Raw genomic sequence first — 24,384 nt, 5'->3', positions numbered from 1 at the left:
GCCGTCCTCGCGCAGCAACTCGCCAACGATGTTGGCGCAGGGTTCCGGCTCGTGGCCCGACCAGCCGCCCCAGACGATGATCGCCTTTCTCATATTTCCTCCCCTGGTTACGAATTAAGCAGGCTTTCGACGGTAACACTATAGCGCAACGGCTCGTCTGCCAGATGTCGCGCGATCTCTTCGACCACTAAAAGACCGAAACGGCAGCGTTCATTGCCGATGACGCCAGCGATATAATGAATGTCTTCGACGTGGAAGCCGTACCGGCGGACCTGCCGGCGACTCGGTGCACGCCGGTTTTCGATGGGGCCGGCAACGCAATCGTCCTGTAAGCAGGCGCATTTCGTATGAAAGACATCTCTAATCTTCTTCTTTTTGCAGATATGTAACCGAGATAACTTTTTACTGACGTGTAACTTGGCTAATGTCCGTGCATCTGTGGCTTGTAAGAGGTGAAATGCATGGCAGGTGAAACGGTTCTTGTGGTCGGTGGCGCTGGTTATATCGGCTCGCATACGTGTCTCGATCTGGCGAACAAGGGCTACACGCCCGTCGTCTTCGATAATTTCTCCAACGGCCATCGCGAATTCGTCAAATGGGGACCGGCGGAAGAGGGCGATATTCGCGATCGCGCCCGGCTCGATGAGGTGCTGGCAAAACACAAGCCGTCGGCAATCCTGCATTTTGCGGCGCTGATCGAAGTCGGTGAGTCGGTCAAGGATCCGGTCTCCTTCTACGAGAACAATGTCATTGGCACGCTGACGCTCTTGTCGGCGGCGCAGGCAGCCGGCATCAATGCGTTCGTCTTCTCTTCCACCTGCGCGACCTATGGTCTGCCGCAGAGCGTGCCGCTCGACGAGACGCACCGTCAGGTGCCGATCAATCCCTACGGACGCACCAAGTACATCGTCGAGCAGGCGCTTGCCGATTACGACCAGTACAAGAGTCTTCGCTCCGTCGTGCTGCGCTATTTCAATGCCGCCGGCGCCGATTTCGAGGGCCGTATCGGCGAATGGCACCAGCCGGAAACGCATGCCATCCCGCTGGCGATCGATGCGGCGCTGGGCCGCCGCCAGGGCTTCAAGGTGTTCGGCAGCGATTATGAGACGCGCGACGGCACCTGCGTGCGCGATTACATCCACGTTTTGGATCTTGCCGATGCGCATGTGCGCGCCGTCGAATATCTCCTGAAGGGTGGAGATTCCGTTGCGCTGAACCTCGGCACCGGCACCGGCACCACGGTGAAGGAATTGCTGGGCGCCATCGAAGACGTTTCCAACAAGCCGTTCCCCGTCGAGTATATCGGTCGTCGTGAAGGCGATTCGCACACACTGGTCGCCAATAACGACAAGGCGCGGGACATACTGGGCTGGGTGCCGCAGTATGATCTCTCGCAGATCATCCAGTCGGCCTGGAACTGGCATGCGAGATCAAATCAGCACTGAACGCGGGCCGAAGCCCAACGTTCTCATCATCACTGCGGATCAATGGCGCGGCGATTGCCTCTCGGCTGTGGGGCACGCCTGCGTCAGGACGCCTGCTGTGGACGCTCTGGCGAAAGAGGGGACGCTCTTCCGGCGGCATTATGCCGGGGCTGCTCCCTGCTCGCCGGCGCGCGCGACACTTTATACCGGCCTCTACCAGATGAACCACCGCGTCTGCCGGAACGGATCGCCGCTCGACCGGCGGTTCGATAATCTGGCGCTGGCGGCAAGGCGGGCAGGTTATGATCCGACGCTGTTCGGCTATACCGATACGGCGCCCGATCCGCGGGAAATGGACGCCAATGATCCACATCTGACGACCTATGAAGGCGTGCTGCCCGGCTTCACAGTTCGCCAGCTCCTGCCCGAACATGAGAGACAGTGGCTTTCCTGGCTGCGCTCGCGCGGTCGCACCGGCGCTGTCAGCCGCGATATCCATATTCCGGTGGGTGCCGCGGCCGGGGAAATTTCCAACGGGGCTCCCGTCTATTCACGCGAAGAGACACAGACGGCCTTCCTGACCGGCGAATTCATCCGCTGGATGGGCGAGCAGGACGCACCGTGGTTCGCGCATATTTCTTTCCTGCGGCCGCATCCGCCTTTCTCTGTGCCGGAGCCGTTCAACCGGATGTTCAAACCAGGTGAAGGTCCGGCCTTTGCGCGTGGGACAGACCGCGAAACGGAACAGCGCAGCCATCCCTATCTCGCCTATGCCATGCCGCGTGCTGGCAAGGGCAGTTTCATCCATGGGGCTGAAGGGCCGCTCAGCGACTGGAATGCTGCCGATTTCGATGCTGTCCGGTCGATCTACTATGGCATGATCGCTGAAGTGGACGATCAGCTCGGTCGCATCTGGCAAGCAGTGAAGGATGCCGGTGAATGGGATAACACGATCGTCGTCTTCACCTCCGATCACGCGGAGATGGCGGGCGATCACTGGACGCTCGGAAAAGGCGGCTATTTCGACGGCAGCTATCATATTCCGCTCGTCATCCGAGATCCCAGCGGGGCCGCAGCCGGTGGTATCGTTGATGATTTCACCAGCGCTGCCGATGTGTTCCCTACGCTCTGCGATCGGCTTGGGATCGCGCCTGCTAACGGCATCGACGGGCACTCGCTTGCGCCTTTCCTTGATGGCGGCAAGGCACAGAGGTGGCGGGATGCGGCCTTCTGGGAATTCGATTTCCGCGACATCGCCCATGGCGAAACGGAGCGGCATTTCGGCCTTGGGTCGAACGAATTGAACCTCGCCGTCATCCGGGACAAGCGGTTCAAATACGTGCATTTCGCCGCATTGCCGACGCTGCTCTTCGATCTGGTCACGGATCCGATGGAACTGCGCAACATCGCTGACGATCCGGCCTATGCGTCGGTAAGGCTCGGTTATGCAGAACGGCTGCTGTCGCTTCGGGCGCGGCATCTCGATCAAACGCTTGCCTATACCGAACTGACGGAAAAAGGGCCGGTGACGCACCGGCCCTGATCAGGCTCAGAAGTTTCCGAGGAAATCCCGCTTGCCAACGGGTGCACCCTGGTTGCGCAGGATGGCATGTGCCGTCGTCACGTGGAAATAGAAATTCGGCAATGCGAAGAGGGCGATGTATTCGAGGCCGGGAACAACCGAGCCGTTGCGGCCTGGCACGGTGATATCCTTGACGTCGCTTCCTTCCAGAGCCTCTGAAGAGAAGCCGGCGAGATAGGCTTCGGTTTTCGCCATACGTTCGCGCAATTCGGCGATCGTCGTTTCATTGTCCTCGAATTTAGGCGCTTCGGTTGCCGTCAGGCGGGCGAGCGCAAACTTGGCGCTGTCACTGGCACGCTGGTACTGGCCGGAAAGCGGCAGCATATCCGGTGCCAGCCGCGCGTTTACAAGAATGGCGGGGTCGATCTTCTTTTCCACGGCATAGGCTTCCGCCTTATCGAGATAGGTTTTCAGGCTGGCAATGCCGCGCTGGAACATGGGAACGGTGAGGCGATACATCGAGATGGACATTTGTTCTGTCTCCAAAAATCTTCAAATAAACGGCCGGTGTGCGCAAGCCGTTCTGGGCTCCGACTAGATGGGGATCTCTACGGCTTTCACAATAAGTGTCTGTGACGGTTCCTCTGCCATCATGGCCGGATTGCAACGGGCCGATCACGCCAAATCGCTGTTGGCGACGGCTTCCTCCAGCGATGGTGCCCGAAAACGGCAAAGAGGCTTGACGCCGTTTCGATAAAATGGAATGAATATTCCGCAAAACAAATTTTACGGTTTGTTTGTTCCGTTTTGGCGGAGCTGCCACGGGAGAGGCAGCGCGGGATTGAGGCCTGCGGACGGATGTCCAAGGCCCCGGCGTGAGGAGGGTGCAGCCGGGCACCGCTTTGTGGAGGGAATACACATGAAGAAGTTCATCCTGAGCACCGCAATGGCGCTCGTCCTGTCGACGGCCGCACATGCGGAAACCGTCGGCGTTTCAATGGCCAAGTTCGACGACAACTTCCTGACCGTTCTGCGCAACGGCATGACAGATTATGCGAAGACCTTGAGCGGCGTGACGCTGCAGGTCGAAGACGCACAGAACGACGTTTCCAAGCAGCAGAGTCAGATCCAGAATTTCATCGCTTCCAAGGTCGACGCAATCATCGTCAACCCTGTCGATACCGATGCGACGACGGCAATGTCGAAGCTTGCGGCAGATGCCGGCATTCCGCTGGTTTACGTCAACCGTCAGCCGGTCAATGTCGATACGCTGCCGGACAAGCAGGCTTTCGTCGCATCCAACGAGCAGGAATCCGGCACGCTGGAGACGAAGGAAATCTGCCGCATTCTCGGTGGCAAGGGCAAGGCCGTCGTTATCATGGGCGAGCTTTCCAATCAGGCCGCCCGCATGCGCACCCAGGACGTCCATGACGTCATCAAGACCGACGAGTGCAAGGGCCTGGAAATCGTCGAAGAGCAGACGGCGAACTGGGATCGTACCCAGGGCTCCGACCTGATGACGAACTGGCTGTCCAGCGGCATTGAATTCGATGCCGTCATCTCCAACAACGACGAAATGGCGATCGGCGCCATCCAGGCGTTGAAGGCGGCTGGCAAGGACATGACCAAGGTCGTCGTTGGCGGTGTCGACGCCACGCAGGACGCACTTGCGGCCATGCAGGCAGGCGATCTCGATGTGACGGTGTTCCAGGATGCCGCCGGCCAGGGCAAGGGCTCGCTCGATGCGGCGCTCAAGCTCGCCAAGGGCGAGAAGGTCGAGAAGAAGGTCTACATTCCCTTCCAGCTCGTGACGCCTGACAACGTCAAGGATTTTGTCGCCAAGAACTGAGGCGAACGCCAGGAGGGATGCGGGTAAAGCCCGCGTCCCTTTCACCTGCCCGTATCCGGAGGAGATCTTATGGCCGTCAGCCCGACAACCATGGCTGCCGTTCGCGCGAGCGGTGCAATTCCGAATGCGGAATATCTCTTGAGCGCCGAGGGCGTTCGCAAGGAGTTTCCGGGTGTCGTCGCACTTGATGACGTGCAGTTTCGCCTGAAGCGCGCCTCCGTGCATGCGCTGATGGGTGAAAACGGCGCCGGCAAATCGACATTGATGAAGATCCTGGCTGGCATCTATACGCCCGACAAAGGCGAGATTCGGCTGAAAGGGGTCGAAATCCAGCTGAACTCTCCGCTCGACGCGCTGGAAAACGGTATCGCGATGATCCATCAGGAGCTGAACCTGATGCCGTTCATGACGGTGGCTGAAAATATCTGGATACGCCGCGAACCGAAGAACCGTTTCGGTTTCGTCGATCACGGCCGGATGCACCGCATGACCGAGGAGCTTTTTGCCCGGCTCAATATTGCGATCGATCCCGAGATCGAAGTCCGATACCTCTCCGTCGCCAGCCGGCAAATGGTCGAGATTGCCAAGGCGGTTTCCTATAATTCCGACGTGCTCATCATGGACGAGCCGACTTCGGCGCTGACGGAGCGTGAAGTCGAGCATCTTTTCCGCATCATCCGCGATCTCAGAGCCCAGGGCATCGGCATCGTCTACATCACCCACAAGATGAACGAGCTCTTCGAGATCGCCGACGAGTTTTCTGTGTTCCGCGACGGCCGGTATATCGGTACGCATGCCTCGACCGAGGTCACCCGCGACGACATCATCCGTATGATGGTCGGGCGCGAGATCACGCAGATGTTCCCCAAGGAGGAGGTACCGATCGGGGAGGTCGTGCTTTCCGTCAAGGACCTCTGTCTCAACAGGGTCTTCCGCGACGTCTCCTTCGAAGTGAGAGCCGGCGAGATTCTCGGTGTGGCAGGATTGGTCGGCTCCGGGCGTTCGAATGTCGCCGAAACGCTTTTCGGTGTAACGCCGGCAAGCTCCGGCACGATCGAGCTCTTTGGCAAGCCCGTGACGATTTCTTCGCCGACTGCCGCCATTCGTCACCAAATGGCGTTCCTGACCGAGGATCGGAAAGATACGGGCTGCCTGCTGATCCTCGATATTCTCGAGAACATGCAGATCGCTGTCCTGCAGGACAGATACGTCAAGGGCGGTTTCGTGCAACAGCGCGCGGTCGAGGCGACCTGTGAAGACATGGCGAAAAAGCTGCGGGTGAAGACGCCCAACCTTTACGAGCGTGTAGAGAACCTTTCAGGCGGCAATCAGCAGAAGGTGCTGATCGGACGATGGCTGCTCACCAATCCGAAGATCCTGATTCTCGATGAACCGACACGCGGCATCGATGTCGGCGCCAAGGCTGAAATTCACAGGCTGGTCACTGAAATGGCGCGCAATGGCGTCGCGGTCATCATGATCTCGTCGGAAATGCCTGAGGTGCTCGGCATGAGCGACCGCATCATGGTCATGCACGAGGGGCGCGTGACCGGTTTCCTCAATCGCGACGAAGCAACGCAGATCAAGGTGATGGAACTGGCTGCGCAGTGATGCGCTCCAGCACCCGTCCAAGGGAGGTTTGACATGACAACCAAGGCAGCAGAGGGCACGGCTCCGCTCGCAACCCRACAAAGGCGACGACGCATGCCGCCGGAACTGAGCATATTCCTGGTGCTTGTCGGTATCGCGCTCGTGTATGAAATCCTCGGCTGGATCTTCATCGGCCAGAGCTTCCTCGTGAATTCGCAGCGCCTGACGATCATGATCCTGCAGGTCTCCGTCATCGGCATCATCGCCGTCGGCGTCACGCAGGTCATCATAACCGGCGGCATAGATCTTTCGTCGGGCTCGGTCGTCGGCATGACGGCGATGATTGCAACAAGCTTTGCCCAGTCCTCCACCTGGGGAAGGGCCGTCTTTCCCTCGCTGACGGACCTGCCTGCTTTCGTGCCGATCGTCGTAGGCCTGCTGATCGGGGCGACAGCCGGTCTCGTGAACGGCGCGCTCATCGCCTACACGAAGATCCCGCCGTTCATCGCAACGCTTGGAATGTTCGTTTCTGCGAGGGGCGTGGCGAAGTGGTACACGAAGGGACAACCGGTCTCCGGGATCACCGAGCAGTTTCATTTCATCGGAACGAAAGCATGGCCGGTTGTCGTCTTCCTGGTCGTGGCTCTGATCTTCCACATTGCGCTCCGCTACACCCGCTATGGGAAGTTCACCTATGCCATCGGCGCCAATCCCCAGGCGGCGCGCGTTTCCGGCATCAATATCGAGGCGCATCTCGTCAAGGTCTATGTGATCGCGGGATTGCTGGCCGGCCTTGCCGGTATCGTCACGGCGGCGCGCGCTGAAACCGCACAGGCGAGCATGGGCGTCGGTTATGAACTCGATGCGATCGCAGCGACCGTCATCGGTGGCACGTCGCTCACCGGCGGCGTCGGGCGAATTACCGGCACGGTCATCGGCACGGTCATTCTCGGAGTAATGACCTCGGGCTTCACCTTCCTGCGCGTCGATGCCTACTATCAGGAGATCGTCAAAGGCGTGATCATCGTCGCTGCCGTCGTGGTCGACGTCTACAGGCAGAAGAAACGGTCCAAGCACTGATCCGGAAAAGGGGGCTTCGGCCCCTTTTCACTGACTTAGATATGGAATGCCCGTCGTCAGGGCGATGGATCCCCGGTTTCCGATTTTCTCAAATACCGTGTGAGTTTCTCGCGATCACCCAAAATCATCTCGGAAGGAATTTCCGCCGGGTAGAAGAGGCAGGCTTCCAGTCCTTCCGCGACAGCATCATCTGTTGGCTCCGGGAGTTCTTCCTCATGCATCCGGGCTTCAAAGACGGCGAGAAGGAAGTCGAAGGTTTCGCCTTGTGGTGAGATAAACTTTTTCCGCTCAACTTCGGTCAGATAAGGCACATCCAGAGACACGCCGATCTCTTCGACTATCTCACGTCGAAAGGCGACCGAGAAATCCTCGCCTTCTTCGACCGTTCCGCCGGGCAGAGCCCAGCCTGCATGCATACCGCTTCGCTTGACCAAGACGATCTCGCCTTTGGCGTTGCTGATGATGCCGATCGCTCCACCCAACGCCCGGCGGGAAAAATGCTTGTGTTTCTGCGCCTGAAAATCGGCCTCCGATAATGGTTGATCGGCGCCGGTCAATCGAACATTCGGGTATTGCCGAGTAAGGCCGTCGAGAATTTCTTGATCCATATTGATGCCTTTGGGATCGTTGGCAAAAAGGGCATTCCGCCGAGATTAGGCCGGCGGAGCGCAAATCACGAAGACATTGCCGATTTCACCACTTTCTGCATCAAGAAATTGCAGTGCATCCATATTGCGCATAGGTGAAAAAATAGGTGGCGCTTTCTGTCAGCTTTTCTATTCTTGCCGCTTCGACCCGCCCGTTCGGGCAGCGCAGGAAGACAAATGCAACTCGTATTCGACGGCCACAACGACGTTCTCCTTCGGCTCTGGACACATGCGAAAGACGGAAGCGATCCGATTGCGGAATTCGCCAACGGCACGACGGCAGGCCATATAGATGCTCCCCGTGCGAAGGCGGGTGGTCTGGCGGGCGGCCTCTGCGCCATCTATATTCCATCGGGCGATCTGGTCTTTGCCGATCCCGATGCGAACGGCCATTACGCGACGCGGCTTGCCGCTCCTCTCGATCCACTGCCGTCGCTTGCGATCGGCACAGAAATGGCAGCGATCGCGCTCAGGCTCGACCGTGCCGGTGCCTGGCGGCTCTGCCGCTCGGTGAAGGACATCCGCAAGGCGATGGCGGAGGGCATTTTCGCTGCCGTCATGCATATCGAAGGCTGCGAGCCGATCGGCGCCGATCTTGCTGCGCTCGAAGTCTTCCATGCGGCCGGCCTGCGCTCGCTCGGCCCAGTMTGGAGCCGCCACAATATTTTCGGCCATGGCGTGCCCTTCGCCTTCCCAAGCTCGCCGGATACGGCGCCTGGCCTGACGGAGGCCGGGTTCGCGCTGGTGCGCGAGTGCAACCGTCTCGGCATCATGATCGACCTCGCCCATATCACCGAAAAGGGTTTCTGGGACGTAGCGAAGACGAGCGACCAGCCGCTCGTGGCAAGCCATTCCAACGTCCATGCGCTGACACCGGTCGCGCGCAACCTCACCGACAGGCAGCTCGATGCGATCCGCGAAAGCCGCGGTCTCGTCGGCGTGAATTATGCCACCGCGATGTTGCGGGCGGACGGCCGTTCCGACGTCGCCACGCCGCTTTCCGACATGGTCAGGCATATCGACTACCTCGTGAACCGGGTCGGAATCGATTGCGTGGCGCTCGGTTCGGACTTCGACGGCGCTACCATTCCGGAGGAAATCGGCGATGCTGCCGGTAATCAAAAGCTGATTGTCGCTCTTCGGCAAGCTGGCTATGGTGGGGAGGAACTGGCGAAGATGGCCAGCGAAAACTGGCTTCGCATCCTGGCTTCGGCGTGGAGGGAAGAGGACGTCTGAAACCAAATAACACTTTGTAATCAATCAAAAACAGGGGAACAGACCATGATGATTACCAAACTGAACCGCAGCTTCCGCCTTCTTTCCGCCGGGGCTGCCCTTTCGCTCCTGATGGTGGCGGCACCTGCTGCCTTTGCAGAGACGCCGAAGGATACGCTCGTCGAAGGTTTTGCCATCGACGATATCATCTCGATGGATCCGGGCGAGGCTTTCGAGCTTTCGACAGCTGAGGTTACCAGCAACACCTATAGTCTGCTCGTTCGTCTCGACATGAACGATACGTCGAAGATCAAGGGCGACCTCGCCGACAGCTGGACCGTTTCCGATGACGGCCTGACTTATACATTCAAGCTGAAACCGGACCTGAAGTTTGCTTCCGGCAACCCGATCACCGCCGAAGACGTTGCCTGGTCCTTCGAACGCGCCGTCAAGCTCGACAAGAGCCCAGCCTTCATTCTCACCCAATTCGGCCTGACCGGCGACAACGTGACCGAAAAGGCAAAGGCTGTCGATCCGGCCACCTTCACCTTCACCGTCGACAAGCCTTATGCGCCGAGCTTCGTGCTGAATTGCCTGACAGCAACCGTTGCCTCCGTCGTCGACAAGAAGCTGGTTCTCGATCACGTGAAGCCGGTGACCGTCGATGCCGACCACAAGTACGACAACGATTTCGGCAATGAATGGCTGAAGACGGGTTATGCCGGCTCCGGTACCTACAAGCTGCGTGAGTGGCGCGCCAACGAAGTCGTCGTCCTGGAGCGTAACGACAATTATTACGGCGATAAGGCGAAGCTTAACCGCGTCATCTACCGCTACATGAAGGAAAGCTCTGCCCAGCGCCTGGCGCTGGAGGCCGGTGATATCGATATCGCCCGCAACCTCGAGCCTGGTGATCTCGACGCCGTTTCCAAGAATGAGGATCTGGCGACCACCAGCGCACCGAAGAGCACGGTCTATTACGTCAGCCTCAACAGCAAGAACGAGAACCTGAAGAAGCCTGAGGTCCAGGAAGCCTTCAAGTATCTGGTCGATTACGATGCGATCGGCGCAACCCTCATCAAGGGCATCGGCGAGATCCATCAGACTTTCCTGCCGACCGGTCAGCTCGGTGCGCTGAACGACACGCCTTACAAGCTCGACGTCGCCAAGGCGAAGGAATTGCTTGCCAAGGCTGGCCTGCCGGATGGCTTCTCCGTCACTATGGATGTACGCAACACCCAGCCGGTCACCGGCATTGCCGAATCCATCCAGCAGACGCTCGCCCAGGCCGGCGTGAAAATGGAAATCATCCCCGGCGACGGCAAGCAGACGCTGACGAAGTTCCGCGCCCGCACCCACGACATGTATATCGGCCAGTGGGGATCGGACTATTTCGATCCGAACTCAAACGCCGATACTTTTACCTCCAACCCGGACAATTCCGACGCGGGCACGGTGAAGACGCTAGCATGGCGCAATACGTGGGAAGCGCCCGAGCTTGACAAGGAGACGAAGGCTGCCCTGCTCGAGCGTGACGCCGCCAAGCGCGCTGCCATGTATGAGGATGTCCAGAAGAAGTTCCTGGCCAACAGCCCCTTCGTCATCATCTTCCAACAGATCGAAGTGGCCGGCTATCGCAAGAGCCTTAACGACTTCAAGCTGGGGCCTAGCTTCGACACGAACTATGTAGGCCCGATCGCGAAGTGATGAGCCAGCCAGGCTGATCCCGTGAGCATCATTGAAACAAGACAGGAAGCGCGGCCCCGCAAGGGCCGTGCACTCTCCTTTGCGAAGGCGCTGGGGCGTTTCCTCTTCGCCGCCGCTACCACCTATCTCGGTCTTCTGGCCGTCACTTTCTTCATCGGCCGAGTCGTGCCGATCGATCCCGTGCTCGCCATTCTCGGCGATCGCGCGCCGACCCATGTCGTGGAACGTGTTCGCCGGGAGATGGGCTTCGACCTACCGCTCTACGAACAGTTCTACATCTATCTGAAAGGCATTCTATCGGGCGATTTCGGCAATTCCGTCCTGACCACCAATCCGGTCATGGTCGATATTCGCCGCGTTTTCCCGGCGACTCTGGAGCTTGCCACCGTCGGCACGATCATCGGTTCCATCATCGGCGTGCCGCTTGGCGTGCTCGCCGCCGTTCGCCGCGGCAGCATTGCCGACCAGGTTGTGCGTGTCGTCGGTCTTGTCGGCTATTCGGTGCCGATCTTCTGGCTTGCGCTGATTTCGCTCGTCATCTTCTACGCGCAGCTGCGTTGGGTGGCCTTTCCCGGCCGTATCGATATCGTTTATGAATACAGTTTCACGCCGGTCACCGGTTTCTATCTCCTCGACAGCGCGTGGCAGGGGCAGTGGGATGTCTTCTATGACGTCTTCCGACACATCATCCTGCCGGCCTCGCTGCTTGGCTATTTCTCGCTCGCCTATATCAGCCGCATGACCCGCAGCTTCATGCTGAACGAGCTGTCGCAGGAATATGTGGTGGCAGCCCGCGCCAAGGGCCTGTCGGAGACGCGGGTGATCTGGGGCCATGCCTTGCGGAACGCGGCGGTGCCGCTCGTGACCGTCATCGCGCTTTCCTATGCCGGCCTGCTTGAGGGCTCGGTGCTGACGGAGACGGTCTTCTCCTGGCCCGGCATCGGCCTTTACATCACCAACTCGCTGCAAAACGCCGATATGAACGCCGTGCTCGGCGGGACGATCGTCATCGGCACGGTCTTTGTCGGCATCAACCTTATCTCCGATCTTCTCTATCGGATACTCGACCCGAGGACGCGAAACCGATGACGGTTCCGACCACGCCTTCCATGCCCCTGAGCCGCCGCGAGTGGTTGCTGTCCGATCGGCCGCAGTCGCGCATGCAGGCCCGGCTGGGCCGCGCCTATATCACCTGGCGGCAATTTACTGCGAACCGGCTCGCCGTCGTCGGCCTGCTGATCATCGTGGCGCTGCTGTTGATTGCCGCCTTTGCCAATGTCATCGCCACGCACAATCCCGTTGTCGGCGATCTCAAGAATGCGCGCCTGTTGCCGCCCGGCAGCACCGGCTACCTGCTCGGCACCGACGATCAGGGCCGCGACATCTTCTCGCGTCTGGTCTATGGCTCGCGGCTGACGCTGCTCGTCGTGGTGCTGGTCGCCGTCATCTCTGCGCCGGTCGGCCTCATCGTCGGTACGGTATCGGGCTATACCGGCGGATGGGTGGATGCGACGCTGATGCGCATTACCGATATCTTCCTTGCCTTTCCGAAGCTCGTGCTGGCGCTTGCCTTCGTCGCGGCCCTCGGCCCCGGCATCCAGAATGCCATCATCGCCATCGCCATCACCTCCTGGCCGCCTTATGCGCGCATCGCCCGCGCCGAGACGCTGACCGTCCGGCGGTCCGACTATATCTCGGCGGTCAAGCTGATGGGGGCTTCGCCGCTACGAATCATCGTCCGGCACGTCATGCCGCTCTGCATCTCCTCGCTGATCGTGCGCGTGACGCTCGACATGGCGGGCATCATCCTGACAGCGGCCGGCCTCGGTTTCCTTGGTCTCGGCGCACAACCGCCGTTGCCGGAATGGGGTGCGATGATCGCTTCCGGCCGCCGCTTCATCCTCGACCAATGGTGGGTCGCCGCCATGCCCGGCATCGCCATCCTCGTCGTCAGCCTCGGCTTCAACCTTCTGGGCGACGGCCTGCGCGATGCGCTCGATCCGAAGGAGGCCGGCCAATGAGTTCGCTTCTGACCGTCGACAACCTTCGCGTCAGCTATCCGACCCGCACTGGCGTCATCGAGGCCGTGCGCGGCGTCTCCTTCACGCTCGGCAAGGAGCGTCTCGGCATCGTCGGCGAATCTGGCTCCGGCAAGTCGCAGACCGGCCGCGCCATAATGGGGCTGACGCCGAAACACGCTGTTGTCACCGCCGACACGCTGGATTTTAGTGGCCTCGATCTGACGAAGGCATCAGCCTCGGAGCGGCGCAAGCTGCGCGGAAAACGCATCGCCATGATCCTGCAGGATCCGAAATATTCGCTCGATCCCGTCATGACCATCGGCAAGCAGATCTGCGAGACGCTACGCACGCATGAGAGGGTCGGCAGAGGCGAGGCGCAAGACCGCGCGCTCGACATGCTGGAAGCGGTGCAGATCCGCGATCCCAAGCGTGTGTTCGATCTCTATCCGCATGAGGTTTCGGGCGGCATGGGCCAGCGCGCAATGATCGCCATGATGCTGATCGCCGGGCCGGAGCTTTTGATCGCCGACGAGCCTACTTCGGCGCTCGACGTTACGGTTCAGCTCGATGTGCTCAGGATCATGGATCGGCTGGTGTCCGAACGCGGCATGGGGCTGATCTTCGTTTCCCATGATCTGAGGCTCGTCTCCTCTTTCTGCGACCGCGTCATCGTCATGTATGCCGGCCGCATCGTTGAAGAGATAGCCGCGTCCGAGCTTCACAATGCGAAGCATCCCTATACGCAGGGCTTGCTCAATTGCATGCCGCAGATCGGCCAAAACCGCCATCCTTTGCCGGTTCTCGACCGCAAGCCGGAGTGGGCAGCATGAGCACAGCTCTATCCGTCGACCATCTCGGCGTCGTCTACGACCATTTCCATGCCTTGAAGGATGTGAGCGTTTCGATTGAAGGCGGTGAGTCCTTCGGTCTCGTCGGCGAGTCCGGCTCGGGCAAGTCGACGCTGCTGCGCACCGTTGCCGGGCTTGCACCTGTTAGCGAGGGGGCGATCCACATCCATGGTGAGGTGCTTAAAGGTTCCAAGCGCAGCAAAAGCTTCTACCGGAGCGTGCAGATGGTTTTCCAGGACCCTTATGGCTCTTTGCATCCGCGTCAGACCATTGATCGGCTGCTTCTGGAGCCGCTTGCCATCCACGCTATCGGCGACAGCGAGAAGCGTATAGCCCGCGCGCTCGATGAAGTCGGCCTCGGCAACGGCTTCCGCTTCCGCTATCCGCACCAGCTTTCCGGTGGCCAACGGCAGCGTGTGGCGATTGCCCGCGCTCTCATCGTCGAACCGTCGATCCTGCTGCTCGATGAGCCGACTTCGGCGCTCGATGCCTCCGTCCAGGCAGAGGTTCTCAATCTTCTGGAGCAGATTCGGCGGGACCGGAAACTCACCTTCGTTATGGTCAGCCACGATCTCGGGGTCATCACCCACATGTGCGAGAGGCTTGCGGTGATGCGCGGCGGTGCCGTCGTTGAACGGTTGACCTCGGCCGAACTTGCCGCCGGGAGCGTTCACGAGGACTACACGCGAAATTTGATGGTGGCCAGCAAAGGTTTCGTGAAAGCTTGAAAGCCAGTGTTTTCAAGCCTTTGAAAAATCTCGCGCAGCGACGGCGTTAAGGATAATGATTCCCTAAAAGACGACCATTCGACTAGACTATTGACAGCTGCCTTGGTTCTGTCATGATCCCGTTAACGACCGTTAGCTTTCGTGATCGATGGAGGTTGAGGCATGTTCTTTCTCGGTGGGATGACCATGGGTTACCTCGATCCGCCTATTAAGGCCGAGCGGAGGGAAACTGCCTCCGTCACCATTCCGGCGGAAAAAGATCGCCGATTGATCGAAACATCCCCTAATGCACCCCAGGGCGAAAACGCCGCCGAGCGTTCCTGGATCTGGGCATGGCGTACGCTCTGCTGAGCGAAAGCCTGGGTGGATTTTCTCTTCCGTCTGCTCTGGACGGAAATTTATCTCTACCTACCTTATAGAGAATAAGAATAAGAATGCGAGCTGGCAGTCCGGCCGCAAACAAACAGACGGAGGCGACACATGGCAAATCTGGGTATTTCGCATACTCATGTGCACCAGTACGGATCCGTGCCGGCCAAGAAGCCGGTCACCACGCGGCACAAAATCCAGACCGCGGTCCACGCAACGATTTTCACGGCGGCATTTCTTTTCGTCGTCGCAATGGTGTGTGGCGTCGTCGGCTGAGACCAACGACCTTCATTTGATCGATTATTTCTCCATACGGAACAATTGGAGTGCGCCGGCATTCTCCTGACGCTTTGGTGTTCACATAAGGAGAGTGGCCTTGCGGGGGTACCCTACTTTGGCCGATCGGTATCCGATCCCGGTCCTCATCCTTCTCTATCTGTTCCATGCAATCTTACCCATCACGAAATCTAGGCGTGAGGCGTTGATGACGCCGGGAACGCCGTTCAGGCGCATGGATATCGTCCATGGGCCTTTTCATGCGGCTGATCTAGAGCGCGGAAACGGATCCTTTCACTTGAATTATCGCTGATGTGTCCAACTTTTCTGAATGGCTTCGCAGGGGCTCGGGCAACCACGACCATTCGAAAATTCACGTCCGAAACGGGTCTGTCCGTTGCTACAAAGCGCGCCGACCGTCCGTTTATCTCGCTTTTCCCGGGCTTCGAGGATGACTGGTCTGTTCATGCGAGAGTCATCACAAGCAGTGCAGAACCTAGCTAAAATCATAGTGTTTTTTTGGATCCAGAACCGAACCCATGGCCATTTCCAGTCCGTCTCCGAGCCTGTCGCGCGCGCCCGAGAAGAAGCAGATCGACCATAGTGACTCGATCCGTTCGACCTACCTGTCCAACGAGGACATCAGGGTCATGGGTGAAAGCGTCGCCTGTCGCACCGTGAGTGAACTGCCAGGCTTCGCACCGTTCGATTTCTTTGCGCGCCACAAGGAGAATGAGAAGGAAATCCTGCGCGTCTATCGCACGACCGCGACCGACGTCGAGGCCGGAGAGACGATCACGCCAGCCGCCGAATGGCTGCTCGACAACCATTACATCGTCGAGGAAGCAATTCAGGAAGTCCGCCGCGACTTCCCGCGCCGATTCTACCTCGAGCTGCCGCTGATGAAGGTTGGCGGTGTCGACGTCCCGCGAACACTCGTGCTTGCCTGGCTCTATGTTGCCCATACCCACGGCACCATGTCGCAGGAAAGCCTGACTACGCTGGTTGAGGGTTTCCAACAGCACGAAACTCTCAAGATCGGTGAGCTCTGGGCGCTGCCGTCTCTGGTGCGCTACGTGCTGGTTGAAAACCTTCGCCGTATTTCGAGCCGCGTCGAGCGTAGCCGCCATATGCGTCGCCGTGCCAATGAGGCGGCCGATGAACTGGTGCGCCTTGCCGACACGGCAAAGGCTGCGGCCTACCTGAAGACGCTGGAGGAGCTTGCCGAGGACAACACCTTCTCGACCCAATTCCTCTATCGCATGCGTGACGGCTCGCAGACATCGAGCTTGGCGATCTCCTGGCTCGACGAGCGCTTAGAAAAGCTCGGGCGTGATAGCGAAGAAGTGACGATGGCGGAGCATAGCCGCCTCTCCGCCGGCAATGTCACGATGGGCAACATCATCCGCAGTCTGCGGGAGATCAACGATGCGGAATGGTCGGTCTGGGTCGAGCAGGTCAGCCATGTCGACAGGCTGCTCTGGGATCAGTCCGACTACGGCGACCTCGACTCCGGTTCGCGCAACAGCTATCGCAGACAGATCGAAAAGCTCGCCAGGCGCTCGCCGTTGAGCGAGGTGCAAATCGCCCAGCTCGCCGTCGACATGGTGGCTGAGGTCAGGCATTCCGGCGAGGCGCAACCGCATGAGCCTGATATCGGCGGCTTCATTACGGGTGCTCAACGTCTGAAACTCGAAGCGCGCGCGAATTACCGCCCAACATTGCCGCAGCATGTCGTCCGCGCCGTACGCAAGTTCAATTGGATGGCGATCGCCGTTCCGGTCGCGCTGATCACCATCATCGCCATGGCTGTTGTCGGCGGGTTCATGGCCAATGCCGGAATGGCACCGATTGAAATCGCCCTGCTGCTCATCCTGTTCTCTTTGCCGGCCTCGGAAGGTGCGAGCGGCCTCTTCAATACCGTGCTCTCCTTCTTCGTCACGCCGGCGCGGCTCGTCGGCTATGAGTTCAAGCGGGGTGTGCCGGAGGATGCGCGCACGCTCGTCGTCGTGCCTTGTCTGATTTCCAATCGCGACAGCGTGGACGAGATGGTGCGCAATCTCGAGGTCCATTATCTCGCCAATCCGCGCGGCGAAATCCACTTTGCGTTGCTCAGCGACTGGCCCGACAGCGATGTGGAGGAAAGCTCCGCTGATCTGGAAGTGCTGGAATATGCGCGCCGCGAGGTTGCCAATCTCTCAGCCCGTTATGCCTATGACGGCAGGGCGCGCTTCCATCTTCTGCATCGCCGCCGCCTCTACAATCCATCCGAAGGCGTATGGATGGGCTGGGAGCGCAAGCGCGGCAAACTCCACGAGCTGAACCTGCTGCTGCGCGGCGACCGCGACACGACCTACCTGCCAGGCGCCAATACCGTGCCTGCCGATATCAAGTACGTCATGACGCTCGATGCCGATACCCGCCTGATGCGCGATACCGTCACCAAGCTCGTCGGCAAGCTCTATCACCCGATCAACCGCCCGGTCATCAACCCGGAAACTGGTCGAGTCGAAAGCGGTTATGGCATTCTGCAGCCGCGGGTGACGCCGTCGCTGACGACGGGCAAGGATGCGTCGGTCTTCCAGCGCGTCTTTTCAATCAACCGCGGTCTCGACCCCTATGTCTTCACGGTTTCGGATGTCTATCAGGATCTTGCCGGCGAGGGCACGTTCACCGGCAAGGGCCTCTATCACGTCGATGCCTTCGAGGCTTCGCTGAAAGGTCGCATTGAGGAGAATTCGGTGCTCAGCCACGACCTTCTCGAAGGCTCGATGGCGCGCTGCGCGCTCGTCACCGATCTCGAACTCGTCGAAGACTTCCCGGTCCGCTATGAGGTCGAGACCTCGCGGCAGCATCGCTGGGCCCGCGGCGACTGGCAGCTCCTGCCCTATATGCTCAATCCGAAATCCGGCGTCACCGCGCTCGGCCGCTGGAAGATGTTCGACAATTTGCGCCGGTCGCTGACACCGATCGCCTGGTTCTTCGCTTCCGTGCTCGGCTGGTATCTGATGGAGCCGTTCGGCGCGCTGATCTGGCAGATTCTGCTGATCTTCTGCCTGTTCGTGGCGCCCACCCTGTCGCTCATCAATGGCATCATTCCGCGTAGCAGCGATATTGTTGCCAGCGCTCATCTCCATAACGTCTGGTTGGATATCACGGCCGCCAATGCGCAGGTGGCGTTGCGTATCATCTTCATCGCCGACACTGTCTGCATGATGACGGATGCGATCAGCCGTTCGCTGTATCGCCTGTTCGTCAGCCACAAGCTGATGCTCCAGTGGCGTACCGCGGCCAGCGTCCAGGCGGGCAAGCAGGGCACCATTTTCTCCTATTATGGAGCGATGTGGCATGCGCCGGTCCTTGCGGTCCTGGCGATAGGTTTCGCGGCGCTGTCAGGTAACGACGCCTTCCTCGTCGGCATTCCTTTCGCGTTGCTCTGGATCCTTTCGCCCGCCGTCGCCTGGTATGTAAGCCAGTCGGCCGAAACTGAAGATCGTCTTGACGTGCCGGATGACGTCTCCAGCGAGTTGCGAAAGATCGCGCGCCGCACCTGGCGCTACTTCGAAATCTTCACGACGGCGGAGCAGAACTACCTGCCGCCTGACAACGTGCAGGAAACGCCCCATGTCATCGTAGCGGCGCGTACTTCGCCCACAAATATTGGCGTCTATCTCCTGTCCGTCATTTCCGGGCGTCATTTCGGCTGGTTCTCCTTCGAGGAGACGATCGAGCGCCTGGAGCAGACTATTGCCACGGTCGACCGTATGGAAAAGTTCCGCGGCCACCTCTTCAACTGGTATCACACCGATACGCTGCAGACGCTGGGGCCCCGCTACGTTTCGGCGGTCGACAGCGGCAATCTCGCCGGCCACCTGATTGCCATTTCTTCAGCTTGCCGCGACTGGGCGGAAGCACCCTCGGCACATGTCCAGGGCAACCTCGACGGCGTTGGCGACACGGCCGGCATTCTCGATGAAGTTCTGGCCGACCTGCCTGACGACCGCAAGACCGTGCGGCCGTTGCGCCGCCGTCTCGAAGAGCGTATCGCCGGCTTCCAGAATGCACTTGCCGCCGTCAAGCGCGAGCACGAGTTTGCCTCGATCCGTGTCATCAACCTTGCGGTCCTGGCGCGCGACATCCAGAACCTTGCAGGCAACCTGCATCACGAGGTGAAGTCGAAGCAGACGGAAGAGGTCACGTTGTGGGCGGCCTCGCTGGTCAAGGTCTGCGAGGCACACATTTCCGATAGTACCTTCGACCTTTCCAATATCGATGCGCTGCGCCCCCGCCTGGCCGCGCTTCGCGACAAGGCCCGCGATCTGGCGTTTTCAATGGATTTCGCCTTCCTGTACCGCCCGGAGCGCCGCCTGCTGTCGATCGGCTACCGTGTGGAAAGCGGCGAGCTCGACGCGGCCTGCTACGATCTTCTGGCTTCAGAATGCCGGCTTACCTCGCTCTTCGGTATCGCCAAGGGCGACCTGCCGACCGAGCATTGGTACAAGCTTGGTCGCCAGGTCGTGCCGGTCGGCTCGCGCGGGGCACTGGTCTCCTGGTCCGGCTCGATGTTCGAATATCTGATGCCGCCGCTCGTCATGCAGGAGCGCGGCGGAGGCATTCTCAACCAGACCAATAATCTCGTCATCATCGAACAGATGAATCATGCCCGCAAGCTTGGTACGCCGTGGGGCATCTCGGAAGCGGCTTTCAATGCCCGCGACCATAACCTCAACTATCAGTACACGAATTTCGGTGTACCGACGCTCGGCCTTAAGCGCGGTCTCGGCCACAATGCCGTCATCGCGCCCTATGCCTCGCTGCTCGCCAGCCAGTATCGTCCGGAGGCTTCGCTTGAAAACCTCCAGAGGCTTCGCGAGCTCGGTGCTCTCGGCAAGTTCGGCTTTCATGACGCCGTCGACTTCACGCCGACACGCGTACCTGACGGCAAGAAGTGTGCAGTGGTCTACAACTACTATGCCCACCACCATGGCATGTCGATTGCGGCTGTCGCCAACGTCGCCTTCGACGGCATGTTGCGCGAACTCTTCCACGCCGATCCGGTCATCGAAGCGGCCGAACTGCTGCTACAGGAAAAAGCGCCGCGCGACATCCCGGTGATGAGCGGCAAGGATGAATCCGATACGCCCGCCAGCATCCAGGACGAATTGATGCGGCCTGTCATCCGCAAGATCGCCGATCCTGCATCGCGCGACCGTGAGCTCGTTTTCCTGTCGAACGGCCACTATTCCCTGATGCTGACGGCGACGGGGGCGGGTTATGCCCGCTGGAACGGTCTTTCCGTTTCCCGCTGGAAGCCCGATCCTACCGAAGACCGCTGGGGCAATTTCATTTTCCTGCGCGATACGGTGACCCACGAGTGGTGGTCGGCAACCGCGGAACCGAAGAGCGTCGACGGCGAAAAGACCTGGGTGGAATTCGCTGACGAGAAGGCCGTCTTCAGCAAGGTACTCGGCGATCTCATGAGCGAGGTCGAATGCATCGTCGCCACCGAGCATGATGCCGAAGCCCGCCGCCTGACACTGTTCAATATGGGCGCGGAAGACCGTTTCATTGAAGTGACCTCCTACCTCGAGCCGGTCATAACATCCGACGATACGGACAATGCGCATCCGGCTTTCGCCCGCATGTTCGTCAGGACGGAGATCGACAAGCGTGGCGACGTCGTCCGCGCCGAGCGTAACAAGCGCGATCCGAACGAGGCGAACATGAACATCGCGCATTTGATCGTCGACAATGCCGGCGATACGCGCCACACGGAATTCGAAACCGAGCGGCGCAAGTTTCTCGGCCGTGGCCGCAGCCTTGCGAACGCCGCCGCCTTCGATCCAGGCATGACTCTTTCAGGCACCGACGGCTTTACGCTGGATCCCGTCCTGTCGCTTCGCCGCAGGGTGCGCGTGCCGGCCGGCAAGAGGGTCAGCGTGATCTTCTGGACGATCGCAGCACCTGATCGTGCCGAGGTGGACAAGGCCGTCGACCGTTATCGCCATCCGGACGCTTTCAGCCACGAACTCGTGCAGGCCTGGACGCGCACCCAGGTGCAGATGCGCCATGTCGGTGTCAGCTCACGACAGGCGGCCGCCTTCCAGCATCTCGGCCGCTACCTTGTCTATCCCGACATGCAGCTTCGTGGCGACGATGGTGTCGTCCGGACTGGCCTGCAGTCGCAGTCGGCGCTCTGGCCACTGGCGATTTCGGGCGATTTCCCGATCTTCACGCTGCGCATCGATGACGACATGGATCTCGGAATCGCCCGTGAAGCACTGCTGGCACAGGAATATCTGCGTTCACGCGGCGTGACTGCAGATCTCGTTATCATGAACGAACGGGCCTCTTCCTATGCACAGGATATGCAGCACGCGCTCGACGCCATGTGCGAGGGCGTGCGCCGCATGGGCCAGGCTGACGGGCTGCGCCAGCATATCTTCGCGGTCCGCAAGGACTTGATGGAAGACAGCACCTATCAGGCGCTGATCGCCGCTTCGCGCGTGACGCTGCATGCCAAGAATGGCAAGGTGATCGATCAGATCAATCGCGCCCTCATGCTGTCTACGCCCGTCAAGGAAGAACCGGAGGACGCCGACAGGGCCGAGCGCGCGATGACGCCAGTCAAGCGCTTACAGCCTCTGTCGGCGCCGGCTATCCAGACCGTTGCCATCGAGGAGGAAGGCGATCTCGACTTCTGGAATGGCATCGGTGGCTTTGCCCGCGACGGCCGCGAATATGTCGTGCGCCTGCCGGGCGGACACGCGACGCCGCAGCCATGGATCAATGTCATCTCGAACGACCGGTTCGGCTTCCATGTGTCGGCGGAAGGTGCCGGTTTCACCTGGAGCGTCAATTCGCGCGATTACCAGCTTACCCCCTGGTCGAACGATGCAGTCATCAACCGTTCCGGCGAAGCCCTCTATATAGCGGATCGCGAAAGCGGTGCGATCATGACGCCATTTGCAGCGCTTTCCCGCCGCAACGACATTCGTTTCGAAGCACGCCACGGTCTCGGCTACTCTACCTTCTCCAGCACGCAGGACGGGATCGTGCTGGAAGTGACGCAGACGGTGCATCGCGAGAAGCCGGTAAAGCTGCAGCGGCTGCGCCTGCGCAATGCCGGTTCGGCAAGCCGCAAGCTCCGGCTCTACGCCTATGTCGAATGGATCCTTGGGAATAATCCACAGAAGACCGCTTCCTTCATCCTGTCGAAACGTGACGAGGAGACAGGGGCGTTGTTTGCGACAAATCCCTACAGTATCGACTATTCGGGCCGAACTGCCTTCTTTGCCGCAAGCGAGCCGATTTCGAGCTTCTCGGCAAGCCGTCGCGAGTTCATCGGCAAGACCGGAACGATTGAGGCGCCTGTCGCAGTGACTGCAGCAGCTGCTCTTTCGGGCTCCGCGGACCTCGACGGCGATCCGGCAGCTATCCTTGCGATCGATATCGAGCTCGGTGCCGACGAAGAGCACGAGGTCACTTTCCTCTTGGGTGATGCGCCCACAGAAGAGGAGGCGCGCGCCCTGCTTGCCGATATTCGAAAAGGCTCGTTCGATGAGGCAGTACAGGCGAACCGGGGCTTCTGGCAGGAATTCATCGGCAAGCTGCAGATCTCGACGCCGGATCACGGCATGAACAATCTCGTCAACACCTGGCTGCCCTACCAGAGCCTCGGCTGCCGCATCATGGCCCGCACCGCCTTTTATCAGGCGAGCGGCGCCTTCGGCTTCCGGGATCAGTTGCAGGATACGCTCGCCTTCGTGCTGCAGCAGCCAGACATCGCGCGAGGCCAAATCATCAATGCCGCCTCGCGCCAGTTCCGGGAGGGCGACGTGCAGCACTGGTGGCTGCCGGGAACGGGCGCCGGCGTGCGCACCATGATTTCCGACGATGTCGTGTGGCTCGCCTATGCGATCGATCATTATTGCAACGTCAGCGGCGACAAGAGCGTGCTCGACGAGCAGCTGGCCTTCCTCGAAGGCCCGGCTCTTTTGGAAAGCCAGCATGATTCCTTCTATAAGCCCGAGATTTCCGAGGATACGGCGAGCGTCTACGAGCATGCCGCGCTGGCGCTCGATCTTGCCATTGGCCGCAAGGGAACGAACGGCCTGCCGCTCTTTCTCGGCGGTGACTGGAATGACGGGATGAATCGCGTCGGCATCGACGGCAAGGGCACGAGTGTCTGGCTCGGCTGGTTCCTTGCCGGCGCGCTGCGCTCCTTCATTCCTTATGCTGAGGAGCGGGGCGACAAGGACCGCGCCGAGCGCTGGAAGATGCATCTCGTCGAGCTCAAGAAAGCGCTTGGGAGCGCGGCCTGGGATGGTGGCTATTATCGCCGCGGCACATTCGACGACGGCACGCTGCTCGGCTCGAAGGAAAGTCTGGAATGCCAGATCGATTCGATCGCTCAGTCCTGGAGCGTCCTGTCAGGCGAAGGCGATCCAGAGCGAGTTACCAAGGCGATGGATGCGGCGCTCGATCAGTTGGTGGATGAAGACGCGCGGATCATCCGGCTCTTCACGCCGCCTTTCGAGAAGTCGCCCAGGGATCCCGGCTATATCAAGGCCTACCCGCCCGGCGTTCGCGAGAATGGCGGCCAATACACACATGCCTCGGCCTGGCTGGTCATGGCGCTGGCCGAATTGAAACGCGGTGATGATGCCCTGCGTTGCTTCCAGATCCTCAATCCGATCACCCATTCGCTGGACAAGGCGGCAGCCGAACGGTACCGCGTCGAGCCCTATGTCGTGGCGGCCGATGTCTACGGACACGAGCCCTATGTCGGGCGCGGCGGCTGGACCTGGTACACGGGCTCCGCCGGCTGGCTCTACCGCGCGGCGGTAGAAGGCATTCTCGGTATCCGGCTAAAGGGTGGAAAACTATACGTTCGCCCGTCGCTTCCTTCCAATTGGGACGGGTTTGCGGCAGAGATCGAACGCGGTGGACGCAAATACCGCATTTCGGTCTCAAAAGCGTCCAATGCTGACGGTTACACTCTGTCAATCGACGGCATCGAAGTCGCCAATCCCCACGAGGGATATCCGGTCGGATAACAGCAATCTCCAAGCTGACTTTCCGGCGATTCGCGCGGCCAAAGGGGGA

The 24,384-nt window shown here is 59.9% G+C and carries 16 protein-coding genes and 1 pseudogene; 14 read left to right on the top strand and 3 right to left on the bottom strand.

What is annotated here, in order from left to right; translation table 11 throughout:
* Positions 1–93, bottom strand: a pseudogene (locus AC1D35_RS26035) (ThuA domain-containing protein); the annotation flags it as partial.
* Between the two features lie 368 nt (positions 94–461).
* On the opposite strand from AC1D35_RS26035, the gene galE reads away from it, so the two are divergent.
* Positions 462–1,445 (top strand): UDP-glucose 4-epimerase GalE, encoded by a 984-nt coding sequence (gene galE, locus AC1D35_RS26030; RefSeq protein ID WP_113311984.1) that lies wholly within the window; start codon positions 462–464, stop codon positions 1,443–1,445.
* Positions 1,423–2,967 carry an alkaline phosphatase family protein gene (locus tag AC1D35_RS26025; RefSeq protein ID WP_113311985.1) on the top strand — a complete coding sequence of 515 codons (1,545 nt, stop codon included), beginning with the start codon at positions 1,423–1,425 and terminating at the stop codon, positions 2,965–2,967. Before galE ends, AC1D35_RS26025 begins: the two co-directional genes overlap by 23 nt.
* A 6-nt stretch (positions 2,968–2,973) precedes the next feature.
* Here the strand turns inward: AC1D35_RS26025 and AC1D35_RS26020 are convergent, their stop codons facing one another.
* On the bottom strand, positions 2,974–3,477 hold the full coding sequence (locus tag AC1D35_RS26020; protein ID WP_113311986.1) for a DUF1993 domain-containing protein: 504 nt from the start codon (positions 3,475–3,477) through the stop codon (positions 2,974–2,976).
* Between the two features lie 388 nt (positions 3,478–3,865).
* Here AC1D35_RS26020 and AC1D35_RS26015 point away from each other — a divergent pair, with 388 nt between their 5' ends.
* The 3 genes from AC1D35_RS26015 (at position 3,866) to AC1D35_RS26005 (ending at position 7,465) form a co-directional block, all read left to right on the top strand.
* Entirely contained in the window at positions 3,866–4,795 is a 930-nt protein-coding gene (locus AC1D35_RS26015; protein ID WP_113300768.1) for a sugar ABC transporter substrate-binding protein, read from the top strand.
* A gap of 69 nt (positions 4,796–4,864) precedes the next feature.
* Positions 4,865–6,406, top strand: coding sequence for a sugar ABC transporter ATP-binding protein (locus tag AC1D35_RS26010; protein ID WP_113300767.1), 1,542 nt, complete (start codon positions 4,865–4,867; stop codon positions 6,404–6,406).
* Between the two features lie 33 nt (positions 6,407–6,439).
* The gene (locus AC1D35_RS26005; RefSeq protein WP_477940743.1) at positions 6,440–7,465 is read left to right on the top strand and encodes an ABC transporter permease; all 1,026 of its coding nucleotides are present in this window, start codon (positions 6,440–6,442) and stop codon (positions 7,463–7,465) included.
* 56 nt (positions 7,466–7,521) lie between these two features.
* Here AC1D35_RS26005 and AC1D35_RS26000 read toward each other — a convergent pair whose 3' ends face one another.
* Complete coding sequence (locus AC1D35_RS26000) at positions 7,522–8,073, bottom strand: NUDIX hydrolase (RefSeq protein ID WP_113300765.1); 552 nt, start codon at positions 8,071–8,073, stop codon at positions 7,522–7,524.
* Positions 8,074–8,289: 216 nt separating this feature from the next.
* Between AC1D35_RS26000 and AC1D35_RS25995 the strand changes: the two genes are divergently transcribed.
* The 9 genes from AC1D35_RS25995 (at position 8,290) to AC1D35_RS25955 (ending at position 24,335) form a co-directional block, all read left to right on the top strand.
* The gene (locus AC1D35_RS25995) at positions 8,290–9,348 is read left to right on the top strand and encodes a dipeptidase (protein WP_113311987.1); all 1,059 of its coding nucleotides are present in this window, start codon (positions 8,290–8,292) and stop codon (positions 9,346–9,348) included.
* A gap of 45 nt (positions 9,349–9,393) precedes the next feature.
* Positions 9,394–11,034 (top strand): ABC transporter substrate-binding protein, encoded by a 1,641-nt coding sequence (locus AC1D35_RS25990; RefSeq protein ID WP_113311988.1) that lies wholly within the window; start codon positions 9,394–9,396, stop codon positions 11,032–11,034.
* A gap of 21 nt (positions 11,035–11,055) precedes the next feature.
* Positions 11,056–12,123 carry an ABC transporter permease gene (locus tag AC1D35_RS25985; protein WP_113300762.1) on the top strand — a complete coding sequence of 356 codons (1,068 nt, stop codon included), beginning with the start codon at positions 11,056–11,058 and terminating at the stop codon, positions 12,121–12,123.
* Positions 12,120–13,055, top strand: coding sequence for an ABC transporter permease (locus AC1D35_RS25980; RefSeq protein ID WP_113300761.1), 936 nt, complete (start codon positions 12,120–12,122; stop codon positions 13,053–13,055). The genes AC1D35_RS25985 and AC1D35_RS25980 overlap by 4 nt, the downstream gene beginning before the upstream one ends.
* Positions 13,052–13,885: an ABC transporter ATP-binding protein gene (locus AC1D35_RS25975; protein ID WP_113311989.1), complete on the top strand. Its 834-nt coding sequence runs from the start codon at positions 13,052–13,054 to the stop codon at positions 13,883–13,885. The genes AC1D35_RS25980 and AC1D35_RS25975 overlap by 4 nt, the downstream gene beginning before the upstream one ends.
* Complete coding sequence (locus AC1D35_RS25970) at positions 13,882–14,631, top strand: ABC transporter ATP-binding protein (RefSeq protein ID WP_113311990.1); 750 nt, start codon at positions 13,882–13,884, stop codon at positions 14,629–14,631. Before AC1D35_RS25975 ends, AC1D35_RS25970 begins: the two co-directional genes overlap by 4 nt.
* 162 nt (positions 14,632–14,793) lie before the next feature.
* Entirely contained in the window at positions 14,794–14,982 is a 189-nt protein-coding gene (locus AC1D35_RS25965) for a hypothetical protein (protein WP_113311991.1), read from the top strand.
* 129 nt (positions 14,983–15,111) lie between these two features.
* Positions 15,112–15,276 carry a hypothetical protein gene (locus AC1D35_RS25960; RefSeq protein WP_477940737.1) on the top strand — a complete coding sequence of 55 codons (165 nt, stop codon included), beginning with the start codon at positions 15,112–15,114 and terminating at the stop codon, positions 15,274–15,276.
* 539 nt (positions 15,277–15,815) lie between these two features.
* Positions 15,816–24,335: a GH36-type glycosyl hydrolase domain-containing protein gene (locus AC1D35_RS25955; protein WP_113311992.1), complete on the top strand. Its 8,520-nt coding sequence runs from the start codon at positions 15,816–15,818 to the stop codon at positions 24,333–24,335.
* Positions 24,336–24,384 lie beyond the last annotated feature (49 nt).

This window comes from Rhizobium sp. P1_E6 (assembly GCF_056405875.1).
Note: the sequence above shows the minus strand (reverse complement) of the source record. Positions and strands in the feature narration are given on the sequence as shown.